This window comes from Neisseria sp. P0021.S007 (assembly GCF_051956855.1).
Genome location: NZ_JBQCXA010000001.1, coordinates 369,460 through 393,733, shown reverse-complemented (window position 1 = coordinate 393,733; position 24,274 = coordinate 369,460). Strand labels below are relative to the sequence as shown.

Here is a 24,274-nt window from a genome sequence, read left to right as displayed (position 1 = left end):
CGATACTATAAATTATTTTCGATAAACCATATTTAAATGTTAAAAAATAGAAGATTATAATTTAGTTATGTTCTTTCACTTAATATCTTCTGATATTCAGTTTTAATCATTGTTCTAATTTTCTCTGATATATCATTTTCAATATTCTTTCTGCTCGAAGCAGTTGGCTGATTTTCATAGTTAGATCCTGCTATCACAAAAGTAAGTTCAGCATCTTTATCAAATGATAATTTTTTTCTTGACGACGAACTAAAGAAAAAACATATTTTCAAGGTTCCTGAGTTTGAAGCACCAGAATACTTATAGGTTACAAGCATATTATGAATATAGTAATACTTATAATATATTTCATCTGACATTAAAAAGATATCATGTAGCCTATTTCCATCAATTTTCATTAATGTAACTGTGTTATTCATCCAAGAGACTTTAGGATCATTAGGTAGTAGGGTTTTCGAACCTTCCCTACTAATAACTATTTCATTCACATTATCTAATTTTAAATATTCTCCTAATCCACCTGTTAATCTTTTGAAAAACTTAACTCTTTCTATATCTTTAAAACTATCAAAAGTAATTCTCTCTTCTACATCACTGTTAGTAACACCTGATTGTCTTAGTTCTTTCGCGATCGCAATACCAAGCCTACGGTTTATGAGTTCGGTCTCACTAGATGTATGAGTATAAATAGATTCTAAGCTAATTCCATCATTTTGCTTTTCAATAATAATTTCTCCAGAAAAATCAAGCTCTCTATTCAAAAAATCTTTACTAAAATCTTTTCTCTTTATCTCGTATTGAATTTTAGCTTTATTAGCTCCAATAAATGTAAGTTTTGGTTTAGTATTTATTTCAATATTAGGAATATCTTGAAAAATATCAAAATCAGAAGAAAATAAATTTTTTAAAGGTTCTTTCCAATTTGCATCTTCATTAGACAACTCTAATTTTGAAATTTTACTTTTAGGCTTTAAATTTCTTGCAATTGATTTATCAATAATATTAGAGTATTCATTTGATGTTAACAGTGTAGCGACAAGAAGGGGAACAGAAAAAATTTTATCACCATTCCCACAAAATACACCTTTATTTTTTAAGGTATTATTTATTTCACCTTCAGAAATATGTTTGCTATTGAGAAGAACTCGTAATTCATTTCCAGATGGAATCAAACCTTTTAGATCTAATTTATTTTCCATTGTTTACTCCTGAAGCAAATCTAAAATTGAACTATTGTAAGAAAAAGGAATGATCTCTTCTCTTCTATCTTTAAATAAAGAACGAATCATTTTAGCCATATCTTTATTGATGACCGAATTGTAATCAGGAAATCCAATATAAATTTTTGCAACTAAGCCAGCAGAAAAATTTAAAGCATAGGCCATAAGATTTTTATACGCTATATCGCTGAAACTTTCCCTACTATATAAGTAAAATTGATTTTGACTATCTGCTGAAACAATAACTGGTATAATATCTGAAACAATTAACTCTATAGGTAAAAAATGACCTTTTCTATCTGATTCAACTGAAATAGAAGTTCCGATCTTAGGATAATAAAATTGATACTCTCCTTTATTAGATCGTTTTTCTAAATCATTTATTACTTTTAAAAGAAAGCTTGCTCTAGCGCTATCTATAATATAATAGGGGGTATCGCCCTTTAAATCTGGTCTAGACTTTGCAATAATAGGCAAAATGCTTCGATCAATTTCATTTTTATTACTATGTAACCAAATCAGTATCCCAATATCTTTTCGATTCTTTTTGATGGTAGTCAGCCCAATCAATGAATTGAATTCTTCATCATACTTTGCACATGCAATAATTTCCTCAAGCCCTTTAATATGACTCCTGAATTCGCTAGTAACAGCAGACTCACTAGTTCCATATCCTTCCATTTTATGTTTAACAGAAATATGAGCTATAACCGTCGTATCATCATGAAATGGAGTATCATATAAATATATTATATCCTCTCCATGACTTTTCTTTTGATTTCCTGAACTATTTACATGATTATCATCAGAGCATGCAATCGAAATATTATGAATTTGTTCTTTCCACCCTATTTTCTCTAACAATTTTTCAGCAATCTTCTCACCAATATCACCAGATTTTTTTGAAATTTCACCTGCCATATTATTTTCCTTCTTTAATATCAACGATTGCTTTATAACCAAAATCAGTCTTTTGAACTTCAAATGACATAATTTTTGTATTAGGATTTGAAATCACAATTTCTATGCCATCTAATAACGGAATTTTCTTTGATATTACTTTGATATATTTTGATAGTCTTGATTTATCAACTGAAAAATCCACATCTAAATCAACCCCATGTTTAATACCAAATCCATCTACAATAGAATTAATATCTTCTTCACGAAGAAAATTACTAGATATTTTTTTTAACTGATTAATTGAGAATGAATCTTCATTTGCTAAAGATTCTGAAAATTTCAAAATATTTTCTGGATTCGTAATTTTCTTGGAAATTGCAGCACTAATGCCACCGATTATTTGTGTATATTTTTTAGGAGTATTTTTAGGAGTTGCTTTTATAAATGACTCTAACCAATATTTGGTTTTCTTTCCTAAGCTATCAATAATAAAAGTAATATCTTCAATAGATAAAATTACAGCGCCTTTTTGAATAGAATCGATAGCAATACCATCTCGTTTAATAATCTCAATGATTCCATTGTGATTTTCAATATCTAAATAACTGTTTTTGGTCTCAATTCTAAATAAGCCAATAGCCTGAATATATTGTTCAGCATATTTTATTCCAGTAAATAATATTTCAATAAATTCTCCTCCGCCAATATTTGGGTGAGATGAGCAAATATATAAATGTTTTGCTATAGCCAAAGAAGCATTAAAGAAATTTTCATTATCTTCAAATATCAGCGATGTATAATGCTTAACTAAATTAAGATTGATATTAGATTCATGAGTTAGAGTATATTCATTTTCACTCCTTAAAACAGGAAGAAGAAAATGTTTTAATAAAAGTTCATCTAACGCTGAGTGGCTTTCTAGTTCAGCATCTGATAACTGCATACCTTCATCTCTGAACTGATTCCCTATTTTATGAACAATTACTTTTTCAACTTTTGCTTCACTTAAATCAAATTTCTCAGTCATTATCTTATCTCCACCAATCACTCGTAATTTTCATTACGAGTCAATTATCTTCCTACTTTTAGGAGAATGCAATATTTTTTTTCTAAAGCTGTTAAGTTAATCAAAACACCAAACTCTCTCCCTTCAAAAACGCTGTATCCTCCCAAGAAAGCCCCGCCACATCATCATACAAATCAAGTCCAATCAGCGTATAAAACTGTTTGCCGAAGTTTTTCTCGTTAATCGGTTCGATACGTCCCGCTTTATACAAAGCGGCGAGGGCTTTTTCGGGGATTTGGACGGTGTAGGGTTGCAATTTGCGTAGCAGTCCGCCAATGTGGTCGGCGTGGTGCAGGCTGCTAATGAGGTTTTCGGCATCAACATCGAACGGAATAATCAGCGGCTGCATATGGCTTTCGATCATGCGGAACTTGTCGGCGATGGTTTGGAATGGGAAATCGAGGCTTTGCCCTGCATCGTTGTGCATTTTCAGGATTTTTTTATTGTCCAGTTCGCTGCCTTTTAATTGATAAAGCTCGGCGAAGTAGGCGGCGACGGCTTGGGTAGATAAGAGATCGTCTGAAAAGCTGTCGGCGGTCAGACGCATGACGGCTGCTTGGGCTGCAAGTTCTGGAGGGGCTTTCCATTGTTCTTCGGGCGCGAATATCCAGACAAAACTGTTTTCAGACGGCCTTTTGCCTTCGCGGTTGCAGCGTCCGGCGGCTTGGGCGACGCTGTCCAAGCCTGCCTCAGCGCGCATCACCAGCGGAAAATCCACATCAACGCCGGCTTCGATTAAGGAGGTGGCGATAACGCGGCAGGGTTTGCCGTTTTTCAGACGGCCTCGGATTTCATCGAGCTTTTGGCTACGGTGTTTGGCGCACATTAAGGTAGTCAGGTGGAATGTGCCCTCAAGGTATTTGGCTTGGTCGTAGAGGCTGCGGGCGTGGCGGCGGTTATTGACGATGACGAGCATTTGCGGGTGTTCGCCAAGTTTGGCGAGCAGGTCGGCGTCGGTTTGTGTGCCAATGTGTTGCACGCTGGTGCGGCGCAGTTTGTCGAAAAGTGCGGTCGGTTTTGGGGCTATTTCGCGCACGTTTTCAAAGCCGCGATAGAAGCCGTTTTCGGCTTGCACGGCTGGCTGGGTGGCGGTGCACATGACGACGCTGCAGCGGTAGTTTTGCGCCAATTCTTTGATGGCTTGCATGATAGGCAGCAACAGATTGAGCGGCAGCATTTGCGCTTCGTCGAGGATGATGACGGAGCCTGCGATGTTGTGCAGCTTGCGGCAGCGCGAGGAGCGGTCGGCAAAGAGGGATTCAAAGAATTGCACGGCAGTGGTCACGACAATCGGCGCGTCCCAGTTTTCCGAGGCAAGTCGCAATTTGTCTTTGGTGGCCTCATTTTGCAGTTTGCCATCGTCGAAGGTGCTGTGGTGTTCCAACACGGCTTGTTCGCCCAATTCGCCAAAGGCTTTGCGGAATTCAGCGGCATTTTGTTCGATGATGCTGGTGAACGGGATGACGTAAATCACGCGCCGCATACCGTGCCGTTTGGCGTATTCCAGCGCAAATGCCATGGAAGTGAAAGTTTTGCCGCCGCCGGTCGGCACGGTGAGCGTGAACAGCCCTTGCGGTTGTGCCGCTTGTTCTACGGCATGATCGAGAATTTCGCTGCGCAGGCGGTTTAAGGCGGCATTGCGTTTTTCAGCTTCGGTTTGCTCTGAAGCTTGGGCGACACGTCGTCGGAAAGCGTTGATAAATTGATTGAAATTGTGTTGTAAGGCGTTTAAATCGGGATAACCGCCGCGCTCGACGGCGTTGTTTTCTAGGTTTAAATAAAAGGCTTCGGTATCGAGATAATCGGCATCCACTAAACAGGAATAGAGCATTCGGGTAAAGAAGGCGTAGGAGAAAAAAGGATGATGCGCATCGGCTTTGAGTGGTGGGGCGGACAGGTTTTGAGGGAGCTTGATTTCTTGTTGCCATAGGTTATCGAGGGTGGGAATATCTGCGCCGAACTGCAACGCCAAACGCTGTTTTAACGTGCGGCGGTTATCGCCTTCGCCATTTCCATTTGCCAGCCCGGCATGATGCCCCGCAATGCAAAACGCCATCAGCTTGCCGATAACATTTCCCCAACGCTCGATGGCAACTTTGGCTCCGGCAGTAGCATGATCGACTGATGGGCCACCATGCAATCGGTGATTAAAGGGTTCCGAATATTTCCCTAAGTCATGAAGCTGTCCCGTCTGGTAGGCAATTTCCTGCGCCCCGAATACCCGAGCAAACTCCGCCGCTATTTCCCCAACATTGACCAAATGGCTTTGCAAGGTTTGCCAACGTTCATAAGGTAAGAGATTACCGAGTTTATCTTGCGCGGAATGGGCGTAGTAAATTAAGGGTTTCATATTGAAATTCTAAAAAATTCAAACTGATATCATGCAATGATAATATGATATTAAATTTAATATGTAAATAGAAAAAATGCCGTCTGAAACTTTTTCAGACGGCATTGTCATTTATTACCTTTATAACTTACTTCTAATATCCTCCACTGCTTTCACTAAAGCCTCGGAAAGCGAAGGATCAAAAGAAGAGTGGCCTGCTTGGACGATTCTCAATTCCGCTTCTGGGAAGGCTTGCGAGAGTTCCCACGCGCTTTGCATCGGGGTGCATAGGTCGTAGCGGCCTTGGACGATGATGGTTGGGATATGGCGGATTTTGTCGATGTTTGCCAAGATAGCTTTATCGCCCTGCAACCAACCTTCGTTCACGAAGTAATGGTTTTCCATTCTTGCGATGGCAAGGGAGGCTTGCGGGTCTTCATCTACGTCTTTAGGTTCAAACCGAATAAGGTAGCTTTCCCAATCTGCCCATGATTTAGCTGCTTTGAGGCGCGTAGCTTCATCTTCGCTGAACAGCATTTCATGGTAGGCTTTAATTAGGGCTTGGCGTTTGTTTTCGGCTACGGGGGCAATGAATTTTTGCCATTGAGCCGGATAAATTTGGCTTACGCCACCTGCTTCGTTCAACCATGCCATTTCAGACGGCCTGCACAGGAAAATACCGCGCAAAACTAAGCCGCTGACGCGATCGGGATGGGTTTCGGCATAAGTCAGCGACAAGGTGCTGCCCCATGAGCCGCCGAAAACCAGCCATTTTTGAATGCCGAGCATTTCGCGTACTTTTTCAATATCGGCAACCAAATCCCATGTGGTGTTGTCTTCAATACAGGCATACGGTTTAGAGCGTCCGCAACCGCGTTGATCAATGATGACGATGCGGAAATGCTCTGGGTTGAAAAAGCCGCGACAGGCCGGTGATGCGCCTGCTCCGGGGCCGCCATGCAGGAAAATCACGGGGTGGCCATCAGGATTGCCTGACTCTTCCCAGTAGATTTCGTGAATGTCGGATACGCGCAAAAGGCCGCTATTTCGTGGTTCTTGAATCGGATGCATGAGCTTTCTCCTTTGTCTGATGAATAGGTTGATTGTAACACTTTACCTGCTGATTTTTCAGACGGCCTACATAGGTTTATCGCCACAAATGGCGTAAAATAGCACTTTTTTGACAGGATTATTTATGACTGACAACAAACAAACACATGCGGCACCCGAAGGACAACTTTTATTGCGTACGGTAGCCATGCCGCGCGATACCAACCCTAATCAGGATATCTTCGGCGGCTGGATTATGTCGCAAATGGATCTAGGCGGCGGTATTTTGGCGGCAGAAATCGCACAGGGACGAATTGTAACCGTAGCCGTTCAAGAAATGAATTTCATCAGACCGGTAAAGGTCGGCAACGTCGTGTGCTGCTACGGTCATTGTGTCCGCGTAGGCAATACTTCTTTGCAACTGAAAATCGAGGTATGGGTTAAGACTTTGATGAACGATATGGTAACGGAAGACCGCCAACTGGTCACCGAAGCCGTGTTCACTTACGTCGCTATCGATGCACAAGGCAATCCGCGCCCTATTCCTCGCGAAGGCAATGCAAAGCTGGCACATTTGTAAGTTTAAAAATCAAAACAAGGCCGTCTGAAACCTCAATGTTCAGACGGCCTTTTTTCATACAGAAGCAAAATGTAACCAGCAATATGATGATCATGTCTTTAGGCAGATTGGCCGGACGGATTTCCTCCAAAATGCTGCTGCGCAACTGGGTTATCGTCTGCATGGGCAATTTGGTGGGCACACTGGCAATGGCTTTTTTCCTTGGGTACTATGTCGGTATGATTGAAGGCAGCATGGCAGAAAAAACCATTGCTGTGGCGGAGGCAAAAGTCCATATGGATTTCGGCCGCGCTTTTGTATCGGCAGTAGCATGTAACTGGATGGTCTGCATGGGCGCGTGGCTGCATTTTGCCGCTAAAAACACAACCGGACGAATGCTGGCCATTTGGTTCCCCGTCATGATTTTCGTATTAAACGGCTTCCAACACCTTGTCGCCAATATGTTCGTTATCCCAGCGGGTATTCTGGCAGGCGCAAACATCACATGGGGGCAATTTTTCTTTAACATGATTCCCGTATTCTTGGGCAATGTCGTCGGTGGTGCATCCTTTGTCGGCGCGTCTTATCTTTATACTTATAAAGACACGCTGAAAGATAGTGCCGAATAGCCCTGCTTTAGAAACAACAAAACCTGCTTTGAGAAAGCAGGTTTTGTTTCAGACGGCATTGGTATTAAGTTTTAAAATCCATTCGGACACATTATTCAGATAAATCATCCAAACGAAAAAAGAGCCGTTTTTAAAACGACTCTTTCCAATTTTTTGGTCGGAGTGAAAGGATTCGAACCTTCGACCCCTTGCACCCCATGCAAGTGCGCTACCAGACTGCGCCACACTCCGACTCGATAAGCTGTGAATTCTAGTTTCAAACGCTGATTTTGACAAGTGCTTTTTAGAAAGGGAAATTTACTCGTTTGAAAACATTTAAATTATTTGTAAACAAAAAAAGGCCGTCTAAAATCATTCAGACGGCCTTTGATTATCCAGGCAAATATCAAGCTTCAACCGGAATAATACCGATTTTGGCCTGCCATTGTTTTGGCGCAATGGCGTGAACCGATTCACCGTTGCTATCCACCGCAACGGTCACAGGCATGTCTTTGACTTCAAATTCGTAAATCGCTTCCATACCCAATTCTGGGAACGCCAAGACTTTAGATGCTTTAATGGCTTTGGCAACCAGATATGCCGCGCCGCCGACAGCCATCAGGTAAACGGCTTTATTATCGGCAATGGCTTGGCAAGTTGCTGCACCGCGTTCGGATTTACCGATCATACCCAGGAGGCCGGTTTGTTCCAGCATTTGGCGGGTAAACTTATCCATACGGGTGGAAGTAGTCGGACCGGCCGGGCCAACAACTTCGTCACGGACTGGATCAACCGGGCCAACGTAGTAAATCAGTTTGTTGGTGAAATCTACCGGCAATTCTTCGCCTTTGTTGAGCATATCAACCAAACGTTTGTGCGCGGCATCGCGTCCGGTCAGGATTTTACCGTTCAGCAACAACACGTCGCCGGTTTTCCATGTTGCCACTTCTTCTTTGGTCAGATTGTTGACATCGACACGTTTGCCGTTGTCCGGGCTGTAAGTCAAATCCGGCCAGTCTTCCAAAGATGGGGCTTCCAGTTTGGCCGGGCCTGAGCCGTCCAATTCAAATTCGATGTGGCGGGTAGCCGCGCAGTTTGGAATCATGGCAATCGGTTTGGAAGCCGCGTGGGTTGGGTAGTCAAGGATTTTGACATCCAGCACGGTGCTCAAACCGCCCAAACCTTGTGCGCCGATGCCCAAGGCATTTACTTTTTTGTAGAGTTCCAAGCGTAGGGCTTCGGTTGTAGACAATTCTGCACCGGAATCGGCTTTTTCTTTGAGTTCCTGAATATCGATATGGCTCATCAGGCTTTCTTTGGCCATCAACACTGCTTTTTCAGGCGTACCGCCGATGCCGATACCCAAAATGCCCGGAGGACACCAGCCGGCACCCATTTGAGGAACGGTTTTCAATACCCAATCAACGATATTGTCTGAAGGGTTGAGCATGGCAACTTTGGTTTTGTTTTCAGAACCGCCGCCTTTGGCTGCGCAAGTGACTTCGACTTTGTCGCCCTTTACGATTTCCATATGTACAACGGCAGGGGTGTTGTCTTTGGTATTTTGACGTTTACCAGCCGGATCGGCCAATACAGAGGCGCGCAGTTTGTTGTCAGGATAGGTGTATGCACGGCGTACGCCTTCGTTAACCATTTCCTGTACGCTCATCTCGGCATCCCACTGTACATCCATGCCCACTTTCAAGAATACGGTCGCAATACCGGTATCCTGACAAATCGGACGATGGCCTTCAGCACACATACGGCTATTGACCAAAATCTGCGCCATCGCATCTTTGGCGGCAGGGTTTTCTTCTTTTTGATAAGCCTTATACAAAGCCTGAATGTAGTCTTTAGGATGGTAGTAGCTGATGAATTGGAAAGCATCGAAAATACTTTGGATAAAGTCTTCTTGCTTGATGACGGTCATGATTGTGTTCCTTTTCGGGAGTCATGGTAGGAAGGGTTTGTTTATTTTTTAAGAGACCGATTTTTTCAGACGGCCTTCAATAGTGTAATAGTGCTTTCAAATGAATAATTCAGACAATATCATTTTCATACCTTATTGATTTAAATAGAATTTAATATCGTATTAAATCACTTGGTTATTGATAATATATATCCACTGACCATTCACTTACACAGAAATAAAATTACATTATTTTTAAATGATATTCTAATTACAAGTCCGTCTGAAAATGTTTGCTTTAAGTATCTGAGAAAGAAATTTAGTAGCTTGTATTTAAAAGGAAACTACCTAAATTTCAGACGGCCTTTCTTATTTTCCAATACGATACACAATTGTAAAATCTGTGTCATTTTCTCCCTCAATCTTCTTGACTGATATCAAACTCATTTAATTTTCTGAAATTTTATAACAATCTTTTCACTTACTTACCTATAAGAATATTATTCAATATATACAACAATCTATGTAAAATTGTCTAACATATAATAATGATTTTTACTAGTAAATATACGAATATTTTAAAATTTATAATAAAAAAGTAATTTTATTTTACTTTTAAAATCAAGTTGTTGTAATAAATTTGTCTAAATAATAGGCATATTTTGTTTGCAATCCTCCTTCTATAAAACCTTAGGTTACCCCTATCATCAAAACCACTAAATTCTGATACACTTCGACTCATAAAGATAAACATTGATTTTAAAAGAATTTCCGAGTAAATCACTTGGATATTTTCCTCATACGCAATAAATGTAATAAAAATACAATTAATCAAATTACCCACTATTCCAACTTCCAATTTCACAGGAACAAACCATGAGTGAAAATTTGTTAACCCTGACCATAGACGGCCATGAAGTCAAAGCTTCCGCCGACTCGTCAATCATCCAAGCCTATGCCCGTTCAGGCAATGCGATTACTGCCAATGTCGGCTGTATGGGTCAAGGCGTATGCGGTTCCTGCCGCTGCATGATTCGTAAAGAAGGCGAGCGCGAAGTAACCACCGCACTGGCATGCGAGACTAAAGTTGAAGAAGGCATGCATATCAGCTTCTTGGACTACTTTATTCCCGAGCATATCCAATATTACGACGTCGGGGAAATTGGTGACGGCTGGAACTGGTTGGACGATACCGCCAAAGCCTTCCCAGAAGCGCAAAACTGCCGTCATTGCGGCGGCTGCAATCGCGCCTGTCCTAAAGGTTTGCAAGTAGAAAACGGCGTAGCGCAGGTAGTTTCCGGCGATTTCGGCGCAGCTGCGCTGACCTTTGACCAATGCGTGATGTGCAACCTCTGCACCCTCTCCTGCCCAGAACACATCCGTCCGAACCACTTGGGCCTGTTCGCCCGCCGTATGAAAGCGGCGCGTACGTTGCGCCCTGTGGATTTGATGCGCCGCCTACGCGAAATCGACAGCGGCAAAATGAAAGTCGAATTTGAAGAGGAGTCAGTGTAATGGTTAACAAAATCCAAGGCATAGACTACGAAACCGCCCTTGCCAACCTGCGTGCGTCCTCATTGGAGCTGCGTGGCGATTTACCTGAAAAGAACGAATTACTGAGCCAATTTCACCCTGACTATCAGGCAAATGCGCGTGTGAAACTACCTATCGGTCCAAACCAAGGCGATTACTGCCATCCTGATTTGGCGAAACTGCTGATCAGTCATCCACTGATTGACGACTATGATTTGTCGGGCGCGGAACATTTGAACACTGACGTGCTGGTTATTGGCGGCGGCGGTGCGGGCGCGGCAGCGGCATTGTCTGCGACTGAAGCCGGCGCACGCGTCATCATGGCGAACAAACTGCGTATCGGCGACAGCAATACCGTGATGGCCGAAGGCGGCATTCAAGCAGCGGTCGGCGCAGAAGACAGCCTGCAACAACACTTTGACGACACCATCAAAGGCGGCCACAACGTCGGCAAAAAAGAATTGGTGGCACAAATGGTTACCGATGCGCCGTCCGCCATCCGCTGGCTGATTGGCTTGGGCATGACCTTCGACCTTGCCAAAGGCGCGGACAGCAACGGCATGTTGAGCCGCAAACGCGCAGGCGGTACGACCGTACCGCGCATCCTGAGCTACCGCGACTTTACCGGCCTCGAAATGATGCGCGTACTGCGCGAGGCTGTCGAACTCGACGAAAACATCACCCAGCTCAACCGCCACCCCGCCATCGAATTATTGTCGGACGAACACGGCCGCTGCGTCGGCGCGATTTTGTACGATTTGGAAAAACGCTCTTTGGTGTTGGTTCACGCCAAAGCCGTGGTATTGGCAACCGGCGGCAGCGGACGCCTGCATTTGCAGGGTTTTGCCACTTCCAACCACTATGGCGCGACTGCAGACGGCCTGGTAATGGCTTACCGTATCGGTGCCAAACTGCGCGATGTCGATTCTTTCCAATACCACCCGACCGGTGTTGCCCACCCTCCGCACTTGGCAGGCGCGCTGATTTCCGAAGCCGTGCGCTCCGCAGGCACCAAGCTGGTCAACGGTTTGGGCGAACGTTTCGTTGACGAATTGCAACCGCGCGACGTTGTTGCCGCTGCGATTCTGCGCGAATGCCGCGAAGGCCGCGGCGTGGTACGCGATGGTCAAGTCGGCGTGTTCCTCGACACCCCGCGCCTGATTGCTAACGACCCTGACGTATTGAACCGTCTAGTAACACTCGGCCATGTTGCCCACAAATGCGGCATCGACCCTGCTGTTGAGCCGGTCATGATTCATCCGACCCTGCACTATCAAAACGGCGGTATCGAAATCAACGGCAACGGCGCGACCTGCGTCGAAGGCCTCTATTGCGCCGGCGAAGTAACCAGCGGCATTCACGGCCGCAACCGTCTGATGGGCAATGCACTTTTGGACATCATCAGCTTCGGTCGCCGTGCCGGTAAAGCCGCGGCAAATTGCGGCCTGCCGCTGAAAAAAGTACGCGGCGGTGTCGGACACGTCCACGACCTGCAACGCGAAATGACCCGGGCCGGCCTGACCAGCGACATCAAAGCCCCCGTTTTATATCCCGACTACGGCAAATTCGATTTGCGCGAACACGCCGGTTTGCAGGAGCAACAATCATGAATCAAGCCAATCAAAACTTACTGCATCCTTCCCGCCAAGTCGGCGCAGATTTAGCCGCGTGGCGCAAAGTCGGCGGCGGCGAAGGCCTGCTGGCTGCGCTTGCCGATCCTCAAAGCATTGTTTCCAAACTGCAAGATGCCAATCTTTGCGGTATGGGCGGTGCAGGTTTCCCGACTTGGCGCAAATGGGAGGCCGCCGTTGCCGCCCAAAGCAAAAATGGCGACAAATACGTCGTCTGTAATGCCAACGAAGACGAACCGGGTACATTTAAAGACCGCGTACTGCTGGCAAATACGCCGCACCAAGTCATCGAAGGCGTCCTGATTGCCGCCGTTGCCTGCCGTGCCAATAAAGCAATTTTGTACGTCAACCCTCATCAAACCGAATCCATCGCTTCCATCACACCGGCCATCGAGCAATGGAAAAACAGCGATTTGTTTATCCGCATCGAAAACTACTTGGGTAAACCTTTGGACTTGCAACTGGTTGAAACTTCAGGCCGTTATATCGGCGGCGAAGAAACTGCCGTAATTTCATGGCTGGAGGGCGGTTTCCCCTTCCCCCGCCGCAAGCCGCCTTTCCCCGCCGAAAGCGGTGTCAACGGTGAGCCGACCCTTATCAACAATACCGAAACCTTCGCCAATATTCCGCAAATCCTTGCCAAAGGCGCGGAATGGTACAAATCTTTGGGTTTGGGCGATGCGGCCGGTACAAAACTCTACTCTCTCTCCGGCGACGTATTGAATCCGGGCCTGTACGAACTGCCAATGGGCACGACCTTGCAATCGCTGATTTACGATCACGGCGGCGGTATGCTCGAAGGCCGTACGTTTAAAGCCGTATTTACCGGCGGCCCGTCAAACACGCTTTTGACCGTAAAAGATTTGGATGTGCCTTTGGACTTCGTGTCCGTACGCGAACGCAAATCCAGCCTCGGTACCGGCGCGATGATTGTGATTTCCGAAGGCACCAGCGTGGTGCGCAAAGTGGCCGAGTATGTGGAATTTTTCGCTTCCAACTCATGCGGTCAATGCCCGCCTTGCAAAGGCGGCACATTCCAGCTTTCCCGCCTGCTCAACCGCGTGGACACCGGTATCGGCACTTCCGACGACCTGCGCGCCCTGCAAAGCCTGTGCCAACTGTTGCCACGAAGCGGCCGTTGCGGTTTGATTGACGGCGCAGTTACCGTGTTGCAAAGCTCGCTGCGTACCTTCCCCGAAGAGTACGGCCTGCCGCAAGAACAGGAGTAAAACGGCGTTGTTTTCAGACGGCCTGTTACTATAAAGGCCGTCTGAAAAACGATACCCGACTCCCATTCTCTTCTTTCCAAGATGGAAGAGAAACCCAATAAGAAAAATACCTTCCGAACCTACCAAAATACGTTCAGACAGGCTTAAGCGACACTCAGGCCGTCTGAAAACAGATTTCCCAATACTTTAATCCTCAAATTAGGAGATTCAAAATGGGCTTCAAGCCAATTCCTGCTGCGGTCGCACTTGTGCTGACGCTGCTTATCTGGTTCGTTATCCCCGTTCCTCAAGGCGTATCGCCTGACGCATGGCATCTTTTGGCATTGTTTGTCGGCATCATTGCCGGCATCATCGGCAAAGCCATGCCTATCGGCGCCATGGCGATTTTGGGCATTACCTTGGTTGCACTGACCGGCGTGACCAATGAAAAAGCCGCCGACGCAACCAAAGACGCTTTGAGCAGCCTCAACAACTCACTCATCTGGATGATCGGTATCGCCATCATCATCTCGCGTGGCCTGTTGAAAACCGGCTTGGGTATGCGTATCGGCTACCTCTTGATTTCCCTCTTCGGCAAACGCACGCTGGGCGTAGGTTACAGCTTAGCGCTTGCCGACTTGGTCATCGGTCCGGTAACGCCGAGTAATACCGCGCGCGGCGGTGCCATCGTACATCCGATTATGAAATCCATTGCCTTGAGCTTCGACTCCGACCCTGAAAAGGGTACGGAAGGCAAAATCGGTAAATACCTTTCACTGGTCAACTTCCACTCCAATGTAATTACCTGTCTGATTTTTATCACCGCCACCGCACCTAATCCACTGGTGGTCGAATTGGTTGCCAAAGCCACCAATTCACAAATCCAACTCTCTTGGGGTACTTGGTTCTTGGCAATGATCGTACCCGGCCTGCTTGCTATGCTACTGATGCCGCTGGTGCTGTATTTCCTGTATCCGCCTGAAATCAAACAAACCCCTAACGCCACTGCATTGGCAAAAGAGCATTTGACCCAAATGGGACCGATGAAGCGTGAAGAAAAAATCATGCTCGGTATTTTCCTGGTTCTGCTGCTGTTGTGGGCGGGTATTCCTGAGATGCTGTTTGGCGTGAAAGTGGACGCTACTGCCACCACCTTCCTCGGCTTGAGCCTGTGCCTGTTGACCGGCGTACTGACTTGGGACGACGCGCTGAAAGAAAAAAGCGCGTGGGATACCATTGTTTGGTTTGCTGCCTTGGTGATGATGGCAAACTTCCTCAACAAACTGGGCCTCATCAGTTGGTTGTCCGACTCCATGCAAGGCGGTATCGCCCACATGGGTTTGGGTTGGGAAGCCGGTTGTGCCCTGTTGATGCTGGCCTACCTCTACGCCCACTACGTTTTCGCCAGCGGTACGGCACACGTTACCGCCATGTTCGGCGCATTCTACGGCGCAGGCTTGGCCTTGGGCGCACCACCGATGCTGTTTGCCCTGATTATGGCAGCCGCTACCGGCATCATGATGTCGCTGACCCACTACGCTACCGGTTCTGCACCTGTCATTTACTGCTCCAACTATGTAACCATGACCGAATGGTGGAAAGCCGGCTTCATCATGAGCGTGCTCGAAATCCTGATTTTCGGCACTGTCGGTATCTTGTGGTGGAAAGTTTTGGGCTACTGGTAACCTTCTGGCTTATTTAAAACTCAGGCCGTCTGAAAACTCCAATTTCAGACGGCCTTTTGTTACAATTTCATTTTTACCGAACACACTCAATTACCGTGAAAATACTCATCCTCGGCAGCGGCCAAGTCGGCTCGACCGTCGCCCAAAACCTTGCCTCCGTTCCCAGCAACGACGTTACCATCATCGACATCGACGAAAAAGCGCTCAACCGCATCAGCAGCCGCCTCGATGTCCAAACCATCGTCGGCAACGGCGCATCGCCCTTTACCCTCGAACAGGCAGGCGCGGCAGACTCCGACCTCCTGCTTGCCCTGACACGCAGCGACGAAACCAACATTGTCGCCTCCAAAATCGCCGCCGACCTATTCAACATCCCCAGCCGCATCGCACGCGTGCGCTCAAGCGAATACCTCGAATATCCGGTTGCCGGCAGCGACAACCCCGAAGAAGGCAGCCTCAACATCTTCGGCATTACCGAAACCATCAGCCCCGAACAACTGGTTACCGAACAACTCGTCGGCCTGCTCAACTACACCAGCTCATTGCAGGTACTCAGTTTTGCCAACGATAAAGTGCGCATGGTGATTGTTCAAGCCCGCAAAGGCGGTTTGCTGATCGGCCGTGAAATTGCCGACATCAACCAACACCTGCTCGAAGGCGTGGACTGCCAAATCTGCGCCATCTACCGCAACAACCGCCTGATCGTCCCCACCCCGCAAACCGTCATCATCGAAGGCGATGAAGTCCTGTTTGCCGCCGACATCAACAGCGTGGAAGCCATCATGCGCGAATTGCGTCCGAAAGAAGCGCGCACCCGCCGCATCATGATCGCCGGCGGAGGCAACATCGGCTACCGCCTCGCCAAACAGCTCGAGTCCAAATACGACATCAAAATCATCGAATACAAACCCCACCGTGCCGAATGGCTGGCCGAAAATCTGGACAACACCCTCGTCCTGCAAGGTTCCGCCACCGACGAAACCCTGCTGGACGAAGAATACATCGACGAAATCGACGTCTTCTGCGCGCTGACCAACGACGACGAAAACAACATCATGTCCAGCCTGTTGGCGAAAAACCTTGGTGCCAAACGCGTGATTACCATCGTCAACCGCTCAAGCTACGTCGATTTGCTCGAAGGCAACAAAATCGATATCGTCGTTTCCCCCCATTTGATTACCATCGGCTCCATCCTCGCCCACATCCGCCGCGGCGACATCGTTGCCGTCCACCCTCTGCGCCGCGGCACGGCCGAAGCCATCGAAGTGGTGGTACACGGCGACAAAAACACTTCTGCCATCGTCGGCCGCCGCATCAGCGGCATCAAATGGCCGAGCGACTGCTACATCGCCGCCATCGTCCGCGGCGCAACCGGCGAAGTCATCATGGGACACCACACCGAAACCATCCTCCAAGACGGCGACCACATTATCTTCTTCGTCTCACGCCGCCGCGTCCTGCCGGAGTTGGAAAAACTCATTCAAGTCAAAATGGGCTTTTTCGGTTAAACCCAAAATCCGTTTGCTTGAAGCCATAAAAAGGCCGTCTGAAAACCTTTTCAGACGGCCTTTATTCTTGTTTCATTTACGCTTTGGCAACATTGTTTTTACGGCCAAACCAAACGAAACCAATCACGCCCAATACAATCATCGGCACGCTCAACCATTGACCCATGGACAAGCCCAAAGTCAACAGGCCGAGATAGTCGTCAGGCTGACGGGCAAATTCGGCGATGAAGCGGAACAATCCGTAACCGCCCAAGAACAATGCTGCCGTTTGTCCGGCCGGACGTGGTTTTTTCGAGAAAATCCAAACAATGACAAACAGGCAAATGCCTTCAAGGGCAAACTGGTAAAGCTGAGACGGATGGCGCGGCAGCATGCCGTATTGTTGCAGCCATTCTGCCCACAAAGGATTGTGCGCCGCGGCTTCCGCATCTTCGTAACGCGCTTGCGGAAAACCCATCGCCCAGAAAGCATTGAGTTCGGTCACGCGTCCCCAAAGTTCGCCGTTGATAAAGTTGCCGATACGGCCGGAAGCCAAGCCCAGCGGCACGAGCGGCGCAACGGTATCCATCAATTTCAAGATACTGATGTTGTGCTTGCGGCCAAACAGCCACATGGCAACGACCACACCCAAGAAGCCGCCGTGAAACGACATGCCGCCTTCCCACACTTTGAAAATATCCAACGGGTTGACCAAATAGTCGGAAAATTTATAAAACAAAACGTAGCCGATACGGCCGCCCAAGATGACGCCCAAGATACCCCAAGTCAGGAAATCGTCGAGTGTTTCTTTGGTAAACACAGAATTGCCCTGCGCGATACGGCGGCGGCCCAAAATCGTAAACAGGATAAAGCCGACAATATAGCTCAAGGCATACCAGCGGATGGCAAGCGGGCCGATGCTGATCAGCACCGGATCAAACTGGGGATGTATCATCATAATGTGTGTTCCTTATCTCAAAGGCCGTCTGAAAGCCTGAACTTTCAGACGGCCTGTATGCAGTGTCGGACGGTTTAACGCAAATCGCTAACCACATTCAAAATAGCAGACAACATGGCCTCACCCAAGCGCAGCGAGCGTTGGCCGTTCCAGCCGAAATCGTCGTCCGGCAGATTGGCATTGTCTTTAAACGGCATTTCCAAAGTATAGGCAAGGCAGTTGAAATGATTGCCGACCCAGTTGGTCGCCAAAGTCATGTTCGCCTGACCCGGCGCATCTTTGTCATAGCCGTAATCGTCTTGGAAATCGGGGCTGGCATTGAGCAACGCGAGTTTGAATTGGTCTTCCAAGGCTTCGATGCGCTCGTTGTAGTTCGGCACGCCTTCGGTACCGGCCACAAAGACAAACGGCAGACCTTCATCGCCGTGAATATCCAAGAACAAATCCACGCCGGTTTCCATCATTTTTTCGCGGACGGTAAAAACTTCGGGGCTTCGCTCCAAAGTCGGGTTTTCCCATTCGCGGTTGAGGTTGGCGCCGGCGGCATTGGTGCGCAAATTGCCCAATACCGAACCGTCCGGATTCATGTTTGGCACGATGTAGAAAGTCGCACGGTCAAGCAGCATGCGCGCGGTCGGATCTTGCGGATCAAGCAGGCGGCCCAGCAAACCTTCGACAAACCATTCTGCCATGGTTTCGCCCGGATGTTGACGGGCGATAATCCAGACTTTCATGTCGCTTTCGACTTGGTTGCCGATGGTCAAAAGATTAATATCACGGCCTTGAACAGTGCTGCCCAAGTCGTCGATACGGCACAAACCGCTACCCTGCGCATCGCCCAAAAGGTTCAAATGCTGCTCGTTGGAATAAGGCTCGAAATAGGCGTAGTAAACGCTGTTGGACAAAGGTGTATGGTTGATGGTCAACACGCCGTTTTCGTAGCTGGTTGGCACGCGGAACCAATTTTGGCGGTCGTAAGAAGCGCAAGCCTGATAGTCCTCCCAGCCCAAAGGATACGCAGCGTCCTCCGCATTTTCAAAATGCATCACGCAGTTTTGATAGGCCGCACCCTGCAAACGGAAGTAAAACCATTGGGCAAACTCCGAAGCATTGTCGGGACGCAGGGCGAGACGGATATCGGCAGGGTTGCTCAAATCTTTGACAACGACCGAACCGGCATCGAATTGGGTGCTGATTTTCATCATGGGTATCCTTAGTAATCGGCAAAGAGGCCGAAGCAAACCGTCATTTTACCGTTTGCATGAGGCTGGTTTCAACCATTTAACTGATTTAACAGGATTTCAAGCGCTTGGAAATATTGTTTCAGACGGCCTTTGGGATTAAGATAAAGGCCGAAATCATGAAACAAGGTTGAAACCATGACTCAGCAACAATCTGTCTCCTCTGCGATCAAAGCTCGCGTCCTTGCCGAATCTTTACCTTATATCCGCCGTTTTTCCGGCTCCATCATCGTCATCAAATACGGCGGCAACGCCATGACCGAGTCGGCCTTAAAGGAGGGCTTCGCACGCGATGTCGTCCTGCTCAAACTGATCGGCCTGCATCCCGTCATCGTTCACGGCGGCGGCCCGCAAATCAATGAAATGTTGGAAAAAGTCGGCAAAAAAGGAGAATTTGTTCAAGGCATGCGCGTGACCGACAGCGAAACCATGGACATCGTGGAAATGGTTTTGGGCGGACACGTCAATAAAGAAATCGTTTCCATGATTACCACCTTCGGCGGTCGCGCCGTCGGCATTACCGGCCGGGACAACCACTTCATCAAAGCGGAAAAACTCCTGATCGACACGCCTGAACAAAAAGGCGTGGACATCGGCCAAGTCGGCACAGTGGCCGACATCGATACCCGTTTGGTGGAAGGCTTGGTTGAGCGCGGCTGCATTCCTGTCATTGCACCCATCGGCGTAGGCCAAAACGGCGAAGCGTTCAACATCAATGCCGACTTGGTTGCCGGTAAACTGGCGGAAAAACTTCAAGCCGAAAAACTGCTGATGATGACCAATATCCCCGGCGTACTGGATAAAGAAGGCAAATTATTGACTACCCTGACGCCAAGCCGCATTGACGAACTGATTGAAGACGGTACGCTGTACGGCGGCATGCTGCCTAAAATTGCCTCTGCCGTCGAAGCCGCCAAAAGCGGCGTCAAAGCTACGCATATCATAGACGGCCGCGTTCCCAACGCCCTGCTCTTGGAAGTGCTGACCGATGACGGTGTAGGCTCGATGATTTTGGGCGAGGGCTAATCTGGTTTTCAGACGGCCTTATGCCTTATTTAATCAGCTTTTCACCCTAAAAAGGGTAAAAAATGTTACACTATACGGCTTATGTTTGTTTGAGCGATATTGACGTGAAACAAACTTACAGTCGGTTTCATACTGACTCCGATGCCATACCTGGCAAAGACGGTATAATGTCTGCATTCATCAGACTTTGGCAATCATCCTCAAGGCCGTCTGAAGCGTAACAAAGCTACTTTTCTTTTACCATCCTATTTGGAGATATTCATGAGCGCAATCGTTGATATTTTTGCACGCGAAATCTTAGACTCTCGCGGCAACCCTACTGTAGAGTGTGACGTATTGTTGGAATCCGGCGTTATGGGACGCGCAGCCGTACCAAGCGGCGCATCAACCGGCCAAAAAGAAGCTTTGGAACTGCGTGACGGCGACAAATCCCGTTACTTGGGCAAAGGCGTATTGAAAGCCGTTGACCACGTCAATAACCAAATCGCGCAAGCCCTCATCGGTATCGATGCCAACGAACAATCTTATATCGACCAAATCATGATCGAATTGGACGGTACTGAAAACAAAGGCAACTTAGGTGCCAACGCCACTTTGGCCGTTTCCATGGCCGTAGCACGCGCAGCCGCTGAAGATTCAGGCCTGCCGCTGTACCGTTACTTGGGCGGCGCAGGCCCAATGGCTCTGCCTGTTCCGATGATGAACGTAATCAACGGCGGCGAACATGCCAACAACAGCCTGAACATCCAAGAATTCATGATCATGCCTGTCGGCGCAAAATCTTTCCGCGAAGCTCTGCGTTGCGGCGCCGAAATTTTCCACGCACTGAAAAAACTGTGTGATGCCAAAGGCTTCCCAACTACCGTGGGCGACGAAGGCGGTTTCGCACCTAACCTGAACAGCCACAAAGAAGCCCTGCAACTGATCGTAGAAGCAACCGAAGCCGCAGGCTACAAAGCAGGCGAAGACGTATTGTTCGCCCTGGACTGCGCATCCAGCGAGTTCTACAAAGACGGCAAATACCACTTGGAAGCCGAAGGCCGCTCTTACACCAGCGCAGAATTTGCCGAATACTTGGAAGGCCTGGTTAACGAATTCCCAATTGTTTCCATCGAAGACGGTATGGACGAAAACGACTGGGAAGGCTGGAAACTGCTGACCGAAAAATTGGGCGGCAAAGTTCAATTGGTCGGCGACGACTTGTTCGTAACCAATCCAAAAATCTTGGCTGAAGGCATCGAAAAAGGCGTGGCAAACGCATTGCTGGTCAAAGTCAACCAAATCGGTACATTGAGCGAAACCCTGAAAGCCGTTGACTTGGCCAAACGCAACCGCTACACCAGCGTAATGAGCCACCGTTCCGGTGAAACCGAAGACAGCACCATTGCCGACTTGGCAGTTGCTACCAACTGTATGCAAATCAAAACCGGCTCCCTGTCCCGTTCTGACCGCATGGCGAAATATAACCAATTGTTGCGCATCGAAGAAGAATTGGCCGAAGCCGCTTACTACCCTGGCAAAGCCGCATTCTACCAATTGGGCAAATAAGCAGAATATAGGATATTGATTGTATGAAGTGGGTGACTTTTGTTTTAACCTTCGCACTTTTGTGCTGTCAGTACAGCCTTTGGTTTGGTAAAGGCAGCGTCGGGCATACGGAAGAATTGCAGGAGCAGCTCGTCCGTCAGGAGGAAAAAAACCAAACGCTCACTTTGCGCAACAATTTCCTCAATGCGGAAGTTGAAGACTTGGCACACGGACAAGAGGCCATCGCCGAAATTGCCCGCGTCGAATTGGGCTATGTCCAAGACGGCGAAGTGTATTACCGAATCATCGACCGCCGCTAAACCCTGCAAAACAAAGGCCGTCTGAAAACATATTTTTCAGACGGCCTTTTTCATCGCAATCGCTATATAATCACATATCCCAAAATCAAATCACACTCATCATGTATGACGTAAACACCCACGATGTCCGCCGATTCTTTGCCCACGTCTGGCAACACAGACTCGCACCGCTCCAATTGGACGGCCTGCAACAAAAAGCATTGCGCATTATCGAAGCCCATCCCGAATACGGACACTATCTCGAAGACATCGAACAATATTTAGATAAAGAATGGCTGCCCGAAGACGGCGAAAGCAACCCATTCCTGCATATGTCGCTACACCTTTCCCTGCAAGAGCAAAGCGCCATCGACCAGCCCCCGGGCATCCGTGCCATCCACCACCAACTTTGCGCCCGTTACAACGGCGACTGGGTCAAAGCCGAACACGATATGATGGAAGCCTTGGCAGAAACCATCTGGGAAGCGCAACGCTACGGACGGGGCCTTGACGTCAATGCCTACATGACCCGATTACGGAAATTGGTCGGCTTAGGCCAAGAAGAAAAAGCCCGCCTCAATCCCCATGAAGTCGGCCTGATGGATACAAAGTAACTTCTTTTCAGACGGCTTCACCCCATACAAATCCTTACGCTTGCCAAAGCCAACATTTCCATCTTTCATGCTAAATTACTTTTTTGAAATCCGCATTACAAGGAAAACCAAAATGCTCCGCCCAGCCCTTACCGCCCTACTACTAGCCGTCTCCCTGCCCGTTGCAGCAGAAAGCCTCAATTACAACATCGTTGAATTTTCCGAATCCGCCAACATGGAAGTGCCGCGAGATACCATGACCGCGCATTTCAGCATCAACGCAGAAGGCAAAGACCGTCAAGCCGCCAACCAAGCTTTCATGAAGAAATTCAACCAGTTCAACAAAATCTCCCAAAACAGCAAACTTAAAGCCGAGCTGATGGAGCGCAACGCATCCCCGCGCTATCAATACACCAACGGCAAACGCACCCAAACCGGCTGGGAAGAACACGCCTACTTCAAAGTAGAAAGCAAAGACTTTGAAGCACTCAACCGCCTGATTGCCGACAGCATCAATATCGCCATTTTGGAAAGCTCCTCGTTTTCCGTATCCAAAGAAAAACGCGAAGAAACCGTCGACCAACTGAGCAAGGCCGTCATCCTGCGCTTCAAAGATCGCGCCCAAAACCTCGCCCAAACACTCGGCTTCTCCAGCTACAAAATCGTTAAACTCAACCTGGGTCACATCGGCAACCGTCAAGTCGGCGGCAATTTTGCACGCGCCAAAATGCTGCGTGCAATCCCCGCCGCAGAAGTAGCGGCAGGAATAGAAGATGGCGTACCAGCCTCCCCAGGTTCGGAAGAGATCAGCCTGACCGTCAACGGCTCGGTGCAAATGTAGGATTTTCTTTGAAATCATTTTAAAGGCCGTCTGAAAGTATATTTTTCAGACGGCCTTTTATATTACTCAATGATTAGAATGGAATATCGTCGTCGATATCATCAACCGGAGCGGTCGGTTGTGCCGGAGCGGGACGACGGGCTGGGGCTGCTGGGGGTTCTTGAGCCGGAGCAGATTGGTATTGCTGTTGTGGCGCTTGTTGGTAACTGCCTTGGCTTGAATGAGCGCCTTGGTTGTAGCCGTCATCGTATGGTGCGCCGCCGCTGTTGTCGTTGCGGCCGCCAAGCATTTTCATTTCGTTGGCGATAATGTCGTAAGCGGTGCGCTCGATGCCGTCTTTGCCTTGGTATTTACGGCTTTGGATACGGCCTTCCAGGTACACTTGGCTGCCTTTACGCAGGTATTGACCGGCGATCTCGGCGAGCTTGCGGTACATGGTAATGTTGTGCCATTCAGTACGTTCTACGCGCTGGCCGTTACGGTCGTTCCAAGTTTCGCTGGTGGCAACGCTGAAGTTACAGACGGCCTCGCCGTTGGGCATATAGCGGACTTCCGGGTCACGGCCGAGGCGGCCGATGAGGATAACTTTATTCAATGACAT

Annotated in this window: 20 protein-coding genes, 1 tRNA gene and 1 pseudogene; 12 read left to right on the top strand and 10 right to left on the bottom strand. The window is 47.9% G+C overall.

Annotated elements, in window-relative coordinates:
* Positions 1 to 65: 65 nt before the first annotated feature.
* From gapS4b to pip, 5 genes are all read right to left on the bottom strand, one after another.
* Entirely contained in the window at positions 66 to 1,199 is a 1,134-nt protein-coding gene (gapS4b, locus tag ACTHUR_RS01875) for a GapS4b family protein (RefSeq protein WP_070695385.1), read from the bottom strand.
* A 3-nt stretch (positions 1,200 to 1,202) separates the two neighbouring features.
* Positions 1,203 to 2,141 (bottom strand): GapS4a family protein, encoded by a 939-nt coding sequence (gene gapS4a / locus ACTHUR_RS01870; RefSeq protein WP_070625750.1) that lies wholly within the window; start codon positions 2,139 to 2,141, stop codon positions 1,203 to 1,205.
* Between the two features lies 1 nt (position 2,142).
* Positions 2,143 to 3,171: a nucleoid-associated protein gene (locus tag ACTHUR_RS01865; RefSeq protein ID WP_070625752.1), complete on the bottom strand. Its 1,029-nt coding sequence runs from the start codon at positions 3,169 to 3,171 to the stop codon at positions 2,143 to 2,145.
* Between the two features lie 79 nt (positions 3,172 to 3,250).
* Positions 3,251 to 5,539, bottom strand: a complete 2,289-nt coding sequence (locus ACTHUR_RS01860; RefSeq protein ID WP_070695383.1) for a CRISPR-associated helicase/endonuclease Cas3 — start codon at positions 5,537 to 5,539, stop codon at positions 3,251 to 3,253.
* A gap of 120 nt (positions 5,540 to 5,659) precedes the next feature.
* The gene (gene pip / locus ACTHUR_RS01855; RefSeq protein ID WP_004520759.1) at positions 5,660 to 6,589 is read right to left on the bottom strand and encodes a prolyl aminopeptidase; all 930 of its coding nucleotides are present in this window, start codon (positions 6,587 to 6,589) and stop codon (positions 5,660 to 5,662) included.
* Positions 6,590 to 6,713: 124 nt separating this feature from the next.
* On the opposite strand from pip, the gene yciA reads away from it, so the two are divergent.
* On the top strand, positions 6,714 to 7,148 hold the full coding sequence (yciA, locus tag ACTHUR_RS01850) for an acyl-CoA thioester hydrolase YciA (RefSeq protein ID WP_004520760.1): 435 nt from the start codon (positions 6,714 to 6,716) through the stop codon (positions 7,146 to 7,148).
* Between the two features lie 71 nt (positions 7,149 to 7,219).
* Positions 7,220 to 7,756: pseudogene (locus ACTHUR_RS01845) on the top strand (formate/nitrite transporter family protein); the annotation flags it as partial.
* A 154-nt stretch (positions 7,757 to 7,910) separates the two neighbouring features.
* Here the strand turns inward: ACTHUR_RS01845 and ACTHUR_RS01840 are convergent.
* Both ACTHUR_RS01840 and ACTHUR_RS01835 read right to left on the bottom strand, forming a co-directional pair.
* Positions 7,911 to 7,987 (bottom strand) — tRNA-Pro (locus ACTHUR_RS01840).
* A 154-nt stretch (positions 7,988 to 8,141) separates the two neighbouring features.
* Complete coding sequence (locus tag ACTHUR_RS01835) at positions 8,142 to 9,665, bottom strand: fumarate hydratase (RefSeq protein ID WP_003746217.1); 1,524 nt, start codon at positions 9,663 to 9,665, stop codon at positions 8,142 to 8,144.
* Between the two features lie 855 nt (positions 9,666 to 10,520).
* Here ACTHUR_RS01835 and ACTHUR_RS01830 point away from each other — a divergent pair.
* From ACTHUR_RS01830 to trkA, 5 genes are all read left to right on the top strand, one after another.
* Positions 10,521 to 11,159 (top strand): 2Fe-2S iron-sulfur cluster-binding protein, encoded by a 639-nt coding sequence (locus tag ACTHUR_RS01830; RefSeq protein ID WP_004520763.1) that lies wholly within the window; start codon positions 10,521 to 10,523, stop codon positions 11,157 to 11,159.
* Positions 11,159 to 12,787, top strand: coding sequence for an FAD-binding protein (locus ACTHUR_RS01825; protein WP_440361127.1), 1,629 nt, complete (start codon positions 11,159 to 11,161; stop codon positions 12,785 to 12,787). The genes ACTHUR_RS01830 and ACTHUR_RS01825 overlap by 1 nt, the downstream gene beginning before the upstream one ends.
* Entirely contained in the window at positions 12,784 to 14,037 is a 1,254-nt protein-coding gene (locus ACTHUR_RS01820) for a complex I 51 kDa subunit family protein (protein WP_049335869.1), read from the top strand. Before ACTHUR_RS01825 ends, ACTHUR_RS01820 begins: the two co-directional genes overlap by 4 nt.
* Before the next feature lie 212 nt (positions 14,038 to 14,249).
* On the top strand, positions 14,250 to 15,701 hold the full coding sequence (locus ACTHUR_RS01815; RefSeq protein ID WP_049335870.1) for a DASS family sodium-coupled anion symporter: 1,452 nt from the start codon (positions 14,250 to 14,252) through the stop codon (positions 15,699 to 15,701).
* A 95-nt stretch (positions 15,702 to 15,796) separates the two neighbouring features.
* Positions 15,797 to 17,209 carry a Trk system potassium transporter TrkA gene (trkA, locus tag ACTHUR_RS01810; protein ID WP_049323440.1) on the top strand — a complete coding sequence of 471 codons (1,413 nt, stop codon included), beginning with the start codon at positions 15,797 to 15,799 and terminating at the stop codon, positions 17,207 to 17,209.
* A 76-nt stretch (positions 17,210 to 17,285) separates the two neighbouring features.
* Here trkA and lgt read toward each other — a convergent pair whose 3' ends face one another.
* Together lgt and ACTHUR_RS01800 are read right to left on the bottom strand one after the other, a co-directional pair.
* Positions 17,286 to 18,146 (bottom strand): prolipoprotein diacylglyceryl transferase, encoded by an 861-nt coding sequence (gene lgt, locus ACTHUR_RS01805; RefSeq protein ID WP_070695382.1) that lies wholly within the window; start codon positions 18,144 to 18,146, stop codon positions 17,286 to 17,288.
* A 74-nt stretch (positions 18,147 to 18,220) separates the two neighbouring features.
* Entirely contained in the window at positions 18,221 to 19,351 is a 1,131-nt protein-coding gene (locus tag ACTHUR_RS01800; RefSeq protein ID WP_070695381.1) for a M14 family metallopeptidase, read from the bottom strand.
* A 174-nt stretch (positions 19,352 to 19,525) separates the two neighbouring features.
* Between ACTHUR_RS01800 and argB the strand changes: the two genes are divergently transcribed.
* The 5 genes from argB (at position 19,526) to ACTHUR_RS01775 (ending at position 23,673) form a co-directional block, all read left to right on the top strand.
* On the top strand, positions 19,526 to 20,413 hold the full coding sequence (gene argB / locus ACTHUR_RS01795; RefSeq protein ID WP_070695380.1) for an acetylglutamate kinase: 888 nt from the start codon (positions 19,526 to 19,528) through the stop codon (positions 20,411 to 20,413).
* A 261-nt stretch (positions 20,414 to 20,674) separates the two neighbouring features.
* Positions 20,675 to 21,961, top strand: a complete 1,287-nt coding sequence (eno, locus tag ACTHUR_RS01790; protein WP_004520772.1) for a phosphopyruvate hydratase — start codon at positions 20,675 to 20,677, stop codon at positions 21,959 to 21,961.
* A gap of 23 nt (positions 21,962 to 21,984) precedes the next feature.
* Positions 21,985 to 22,260 carry a cell division protein FtsB gene (ftsB, locus tag ACTHUR_RS01785; RefSeq protein WP_003679613.1) on the top strand — a complete coding sequence of 92 codons (276 nt, stop codon included), beginning with the start codon at positions 21,985 to 21,987 and terminating at the stop codon, positions 22,258 to 22,260.
* A 101-nt stretch (positions 22,261 to 22,361) separates the two neighbouring features.
* A complete protein-coding gene (locus ACTHUR_RS01780; RefSeq protein ID WP_049335876.1) occupies positions 22,362 to 22,853 on the top strand; it encodes a DUF1841 family protein in 492 nt (163 codons plus the stop codon).
* Positions 22,854 to 22,965: 112 nt separating this feature from the next.
* A complete protein-coding gene (locus tag ACTHUR_RS01775; protein WP_039862478.1) occupies positions 22,966 to 23,673 on the top strand; it encodes an SIMPL domain-containing protein in 708 nt (235 codons plus the stop codon).
* A gap of 73 nt (positions 23,674 to 23,746) precedes the next feature.
* Here ACTHUR_RS01775 and ACTHUR_RS01770 read toward each other — a convergent pair whose 3' ends face one another.
* Entirely contained in the window at positions 23,747 to 24,274 is a 528-nt protein-coding gene (locus tag ACTHUR_RS01770) for a single-stranded DNA-binding protein (RefSeq protein ID WP_004520776.1), read from the bottom strand.

Excerpts from the sequence above, each read along its gene's own strand:
- ACTHUR_RS01780 (WP_049335876.1), top strand. The coding sequence starts at position 22,362 with ATGTATGACGTAAACACCCACGATGTCCGCCGATTCTTTGCCCACGTC.
- lgt (WP_070695382.1), bottom strand. The coding sequence starts at position 18,146 with ATGATGATACATCCCCAGTTTGATCCGGTGCTGATCAGCATCGGCCCG.
- ACTHUR_RS01775 (WP_039862478.1), top strand. The coding sequence starts at position 22,966 with ATGCTCCGCCCAGCCCTTACCGCCCTACTACTAGCCGTCTCCCTGCCC.
- gapS4a (WP_070625750.1), bottom strand. The coding sequence starts at position 2,141 with ATGGCAGGTGAAATTTCAAAAAAATCTGGTGATATTGGTGAGAAGATT.
- ACTHUR_RS01770 (WP_004520776.1), bottom strand. The coding sequence starts at position 24,274 with ATGTCATTGAATAAAGTTATCCTCATCGGCCGCCTCGGCCGTGACCCG.
- ACTHUR_RS01825 (WP_440361127.1), top strand. The coding sequence starts at position 11,159 with ATGGTTAACAAAATCCAAGGCATAGACTACGAAACCGCCCTTGCCAAC.
- ACTHUR_RS01860 (WP_070695383.1), bottom strand. The coding sequence starts at position 5,539 with ATGAAACCCTTAATTTACTACGCCCATTCCGCGCAAGATAAACTCGGT.
- ACTHUR_RS01800 (WP_070695381.1), bottom strand. The coding sequence starts at position 19,351 with ATGATGAAAATCAGCACCCAATTCGATGCCGGTTCGGTCGTTGTCAAA.
- eno (WP_004520772.1), top strand. The coding sequence starts at position 20,675 with ATGAGCGCAATCGTTGATATTTTTGCACGCGAAATCTTAGACTCTCGC.
- argB (WP_070695380.1), top strand. The coding sequence starts at position 19,526 with ATGACTCAGCAACAATCTGTCTCCTCTGCGATCAAAGCTCGCGTCCTT.
- gapS4b (WP_070695385.1), bottom strand. The coding sequence starts at position 1,199 with ATGGAAAATAAATTAGATCTAAAAGGTTTGATTCCATCTGGAAATGAA.
- ACTHUR_RS01820 (WP_049335869.1), top strand. The coding sequence starts at position 12,784 with ATGAATCAAGCCAATCAAAACTTACTGCATCCTTCCCGCCAAGTCGGC.
- ACTHUR_RS01815 (WP_049335870.1), top strand. The coding sequence starts at position 14,250 with ATGGGCTTCAAGCCAATTCCTGCTGCGGTCGCACTTGTGCTGACGCTG.
- ftsB (WP_003679613.1), top strand. The coding sequence starts at position 21,985 with ATGAAGTGGGTGACTTTTGTTTTAACCTTCGCACTTTTGTGCTGTCAG.
- ACTHUR_RS01830 (WP_004520763.1), top strand. The coding sequence starts at position 10,521 with ATGAGTGAAAATTTGTTAACCCTGACCATAGACGGCCATGAAGTCAAA.
- yciA (WP_004520760.1), top strand. The coding sequence starts at position 6,714 with ATGACTGACAACAAACAAACACATGCGGCACCCGAAGGACAACTTTTA.
- ACTHUR_RS01835 (WP_003746217.1), bottom strand. The coding sequence starts at position 9,665 with ATGACCGTCATCAAGCAAGAAGACTTTATCCAAAGTATTTTCGATGCT.
- pip (WP_004520759.1), bottom strand. The coding sequence starts at position 6,589 with ATGCATCCGATTCAAGAACCACGAAATAGCGGCCTTTTGCGCGTATCC.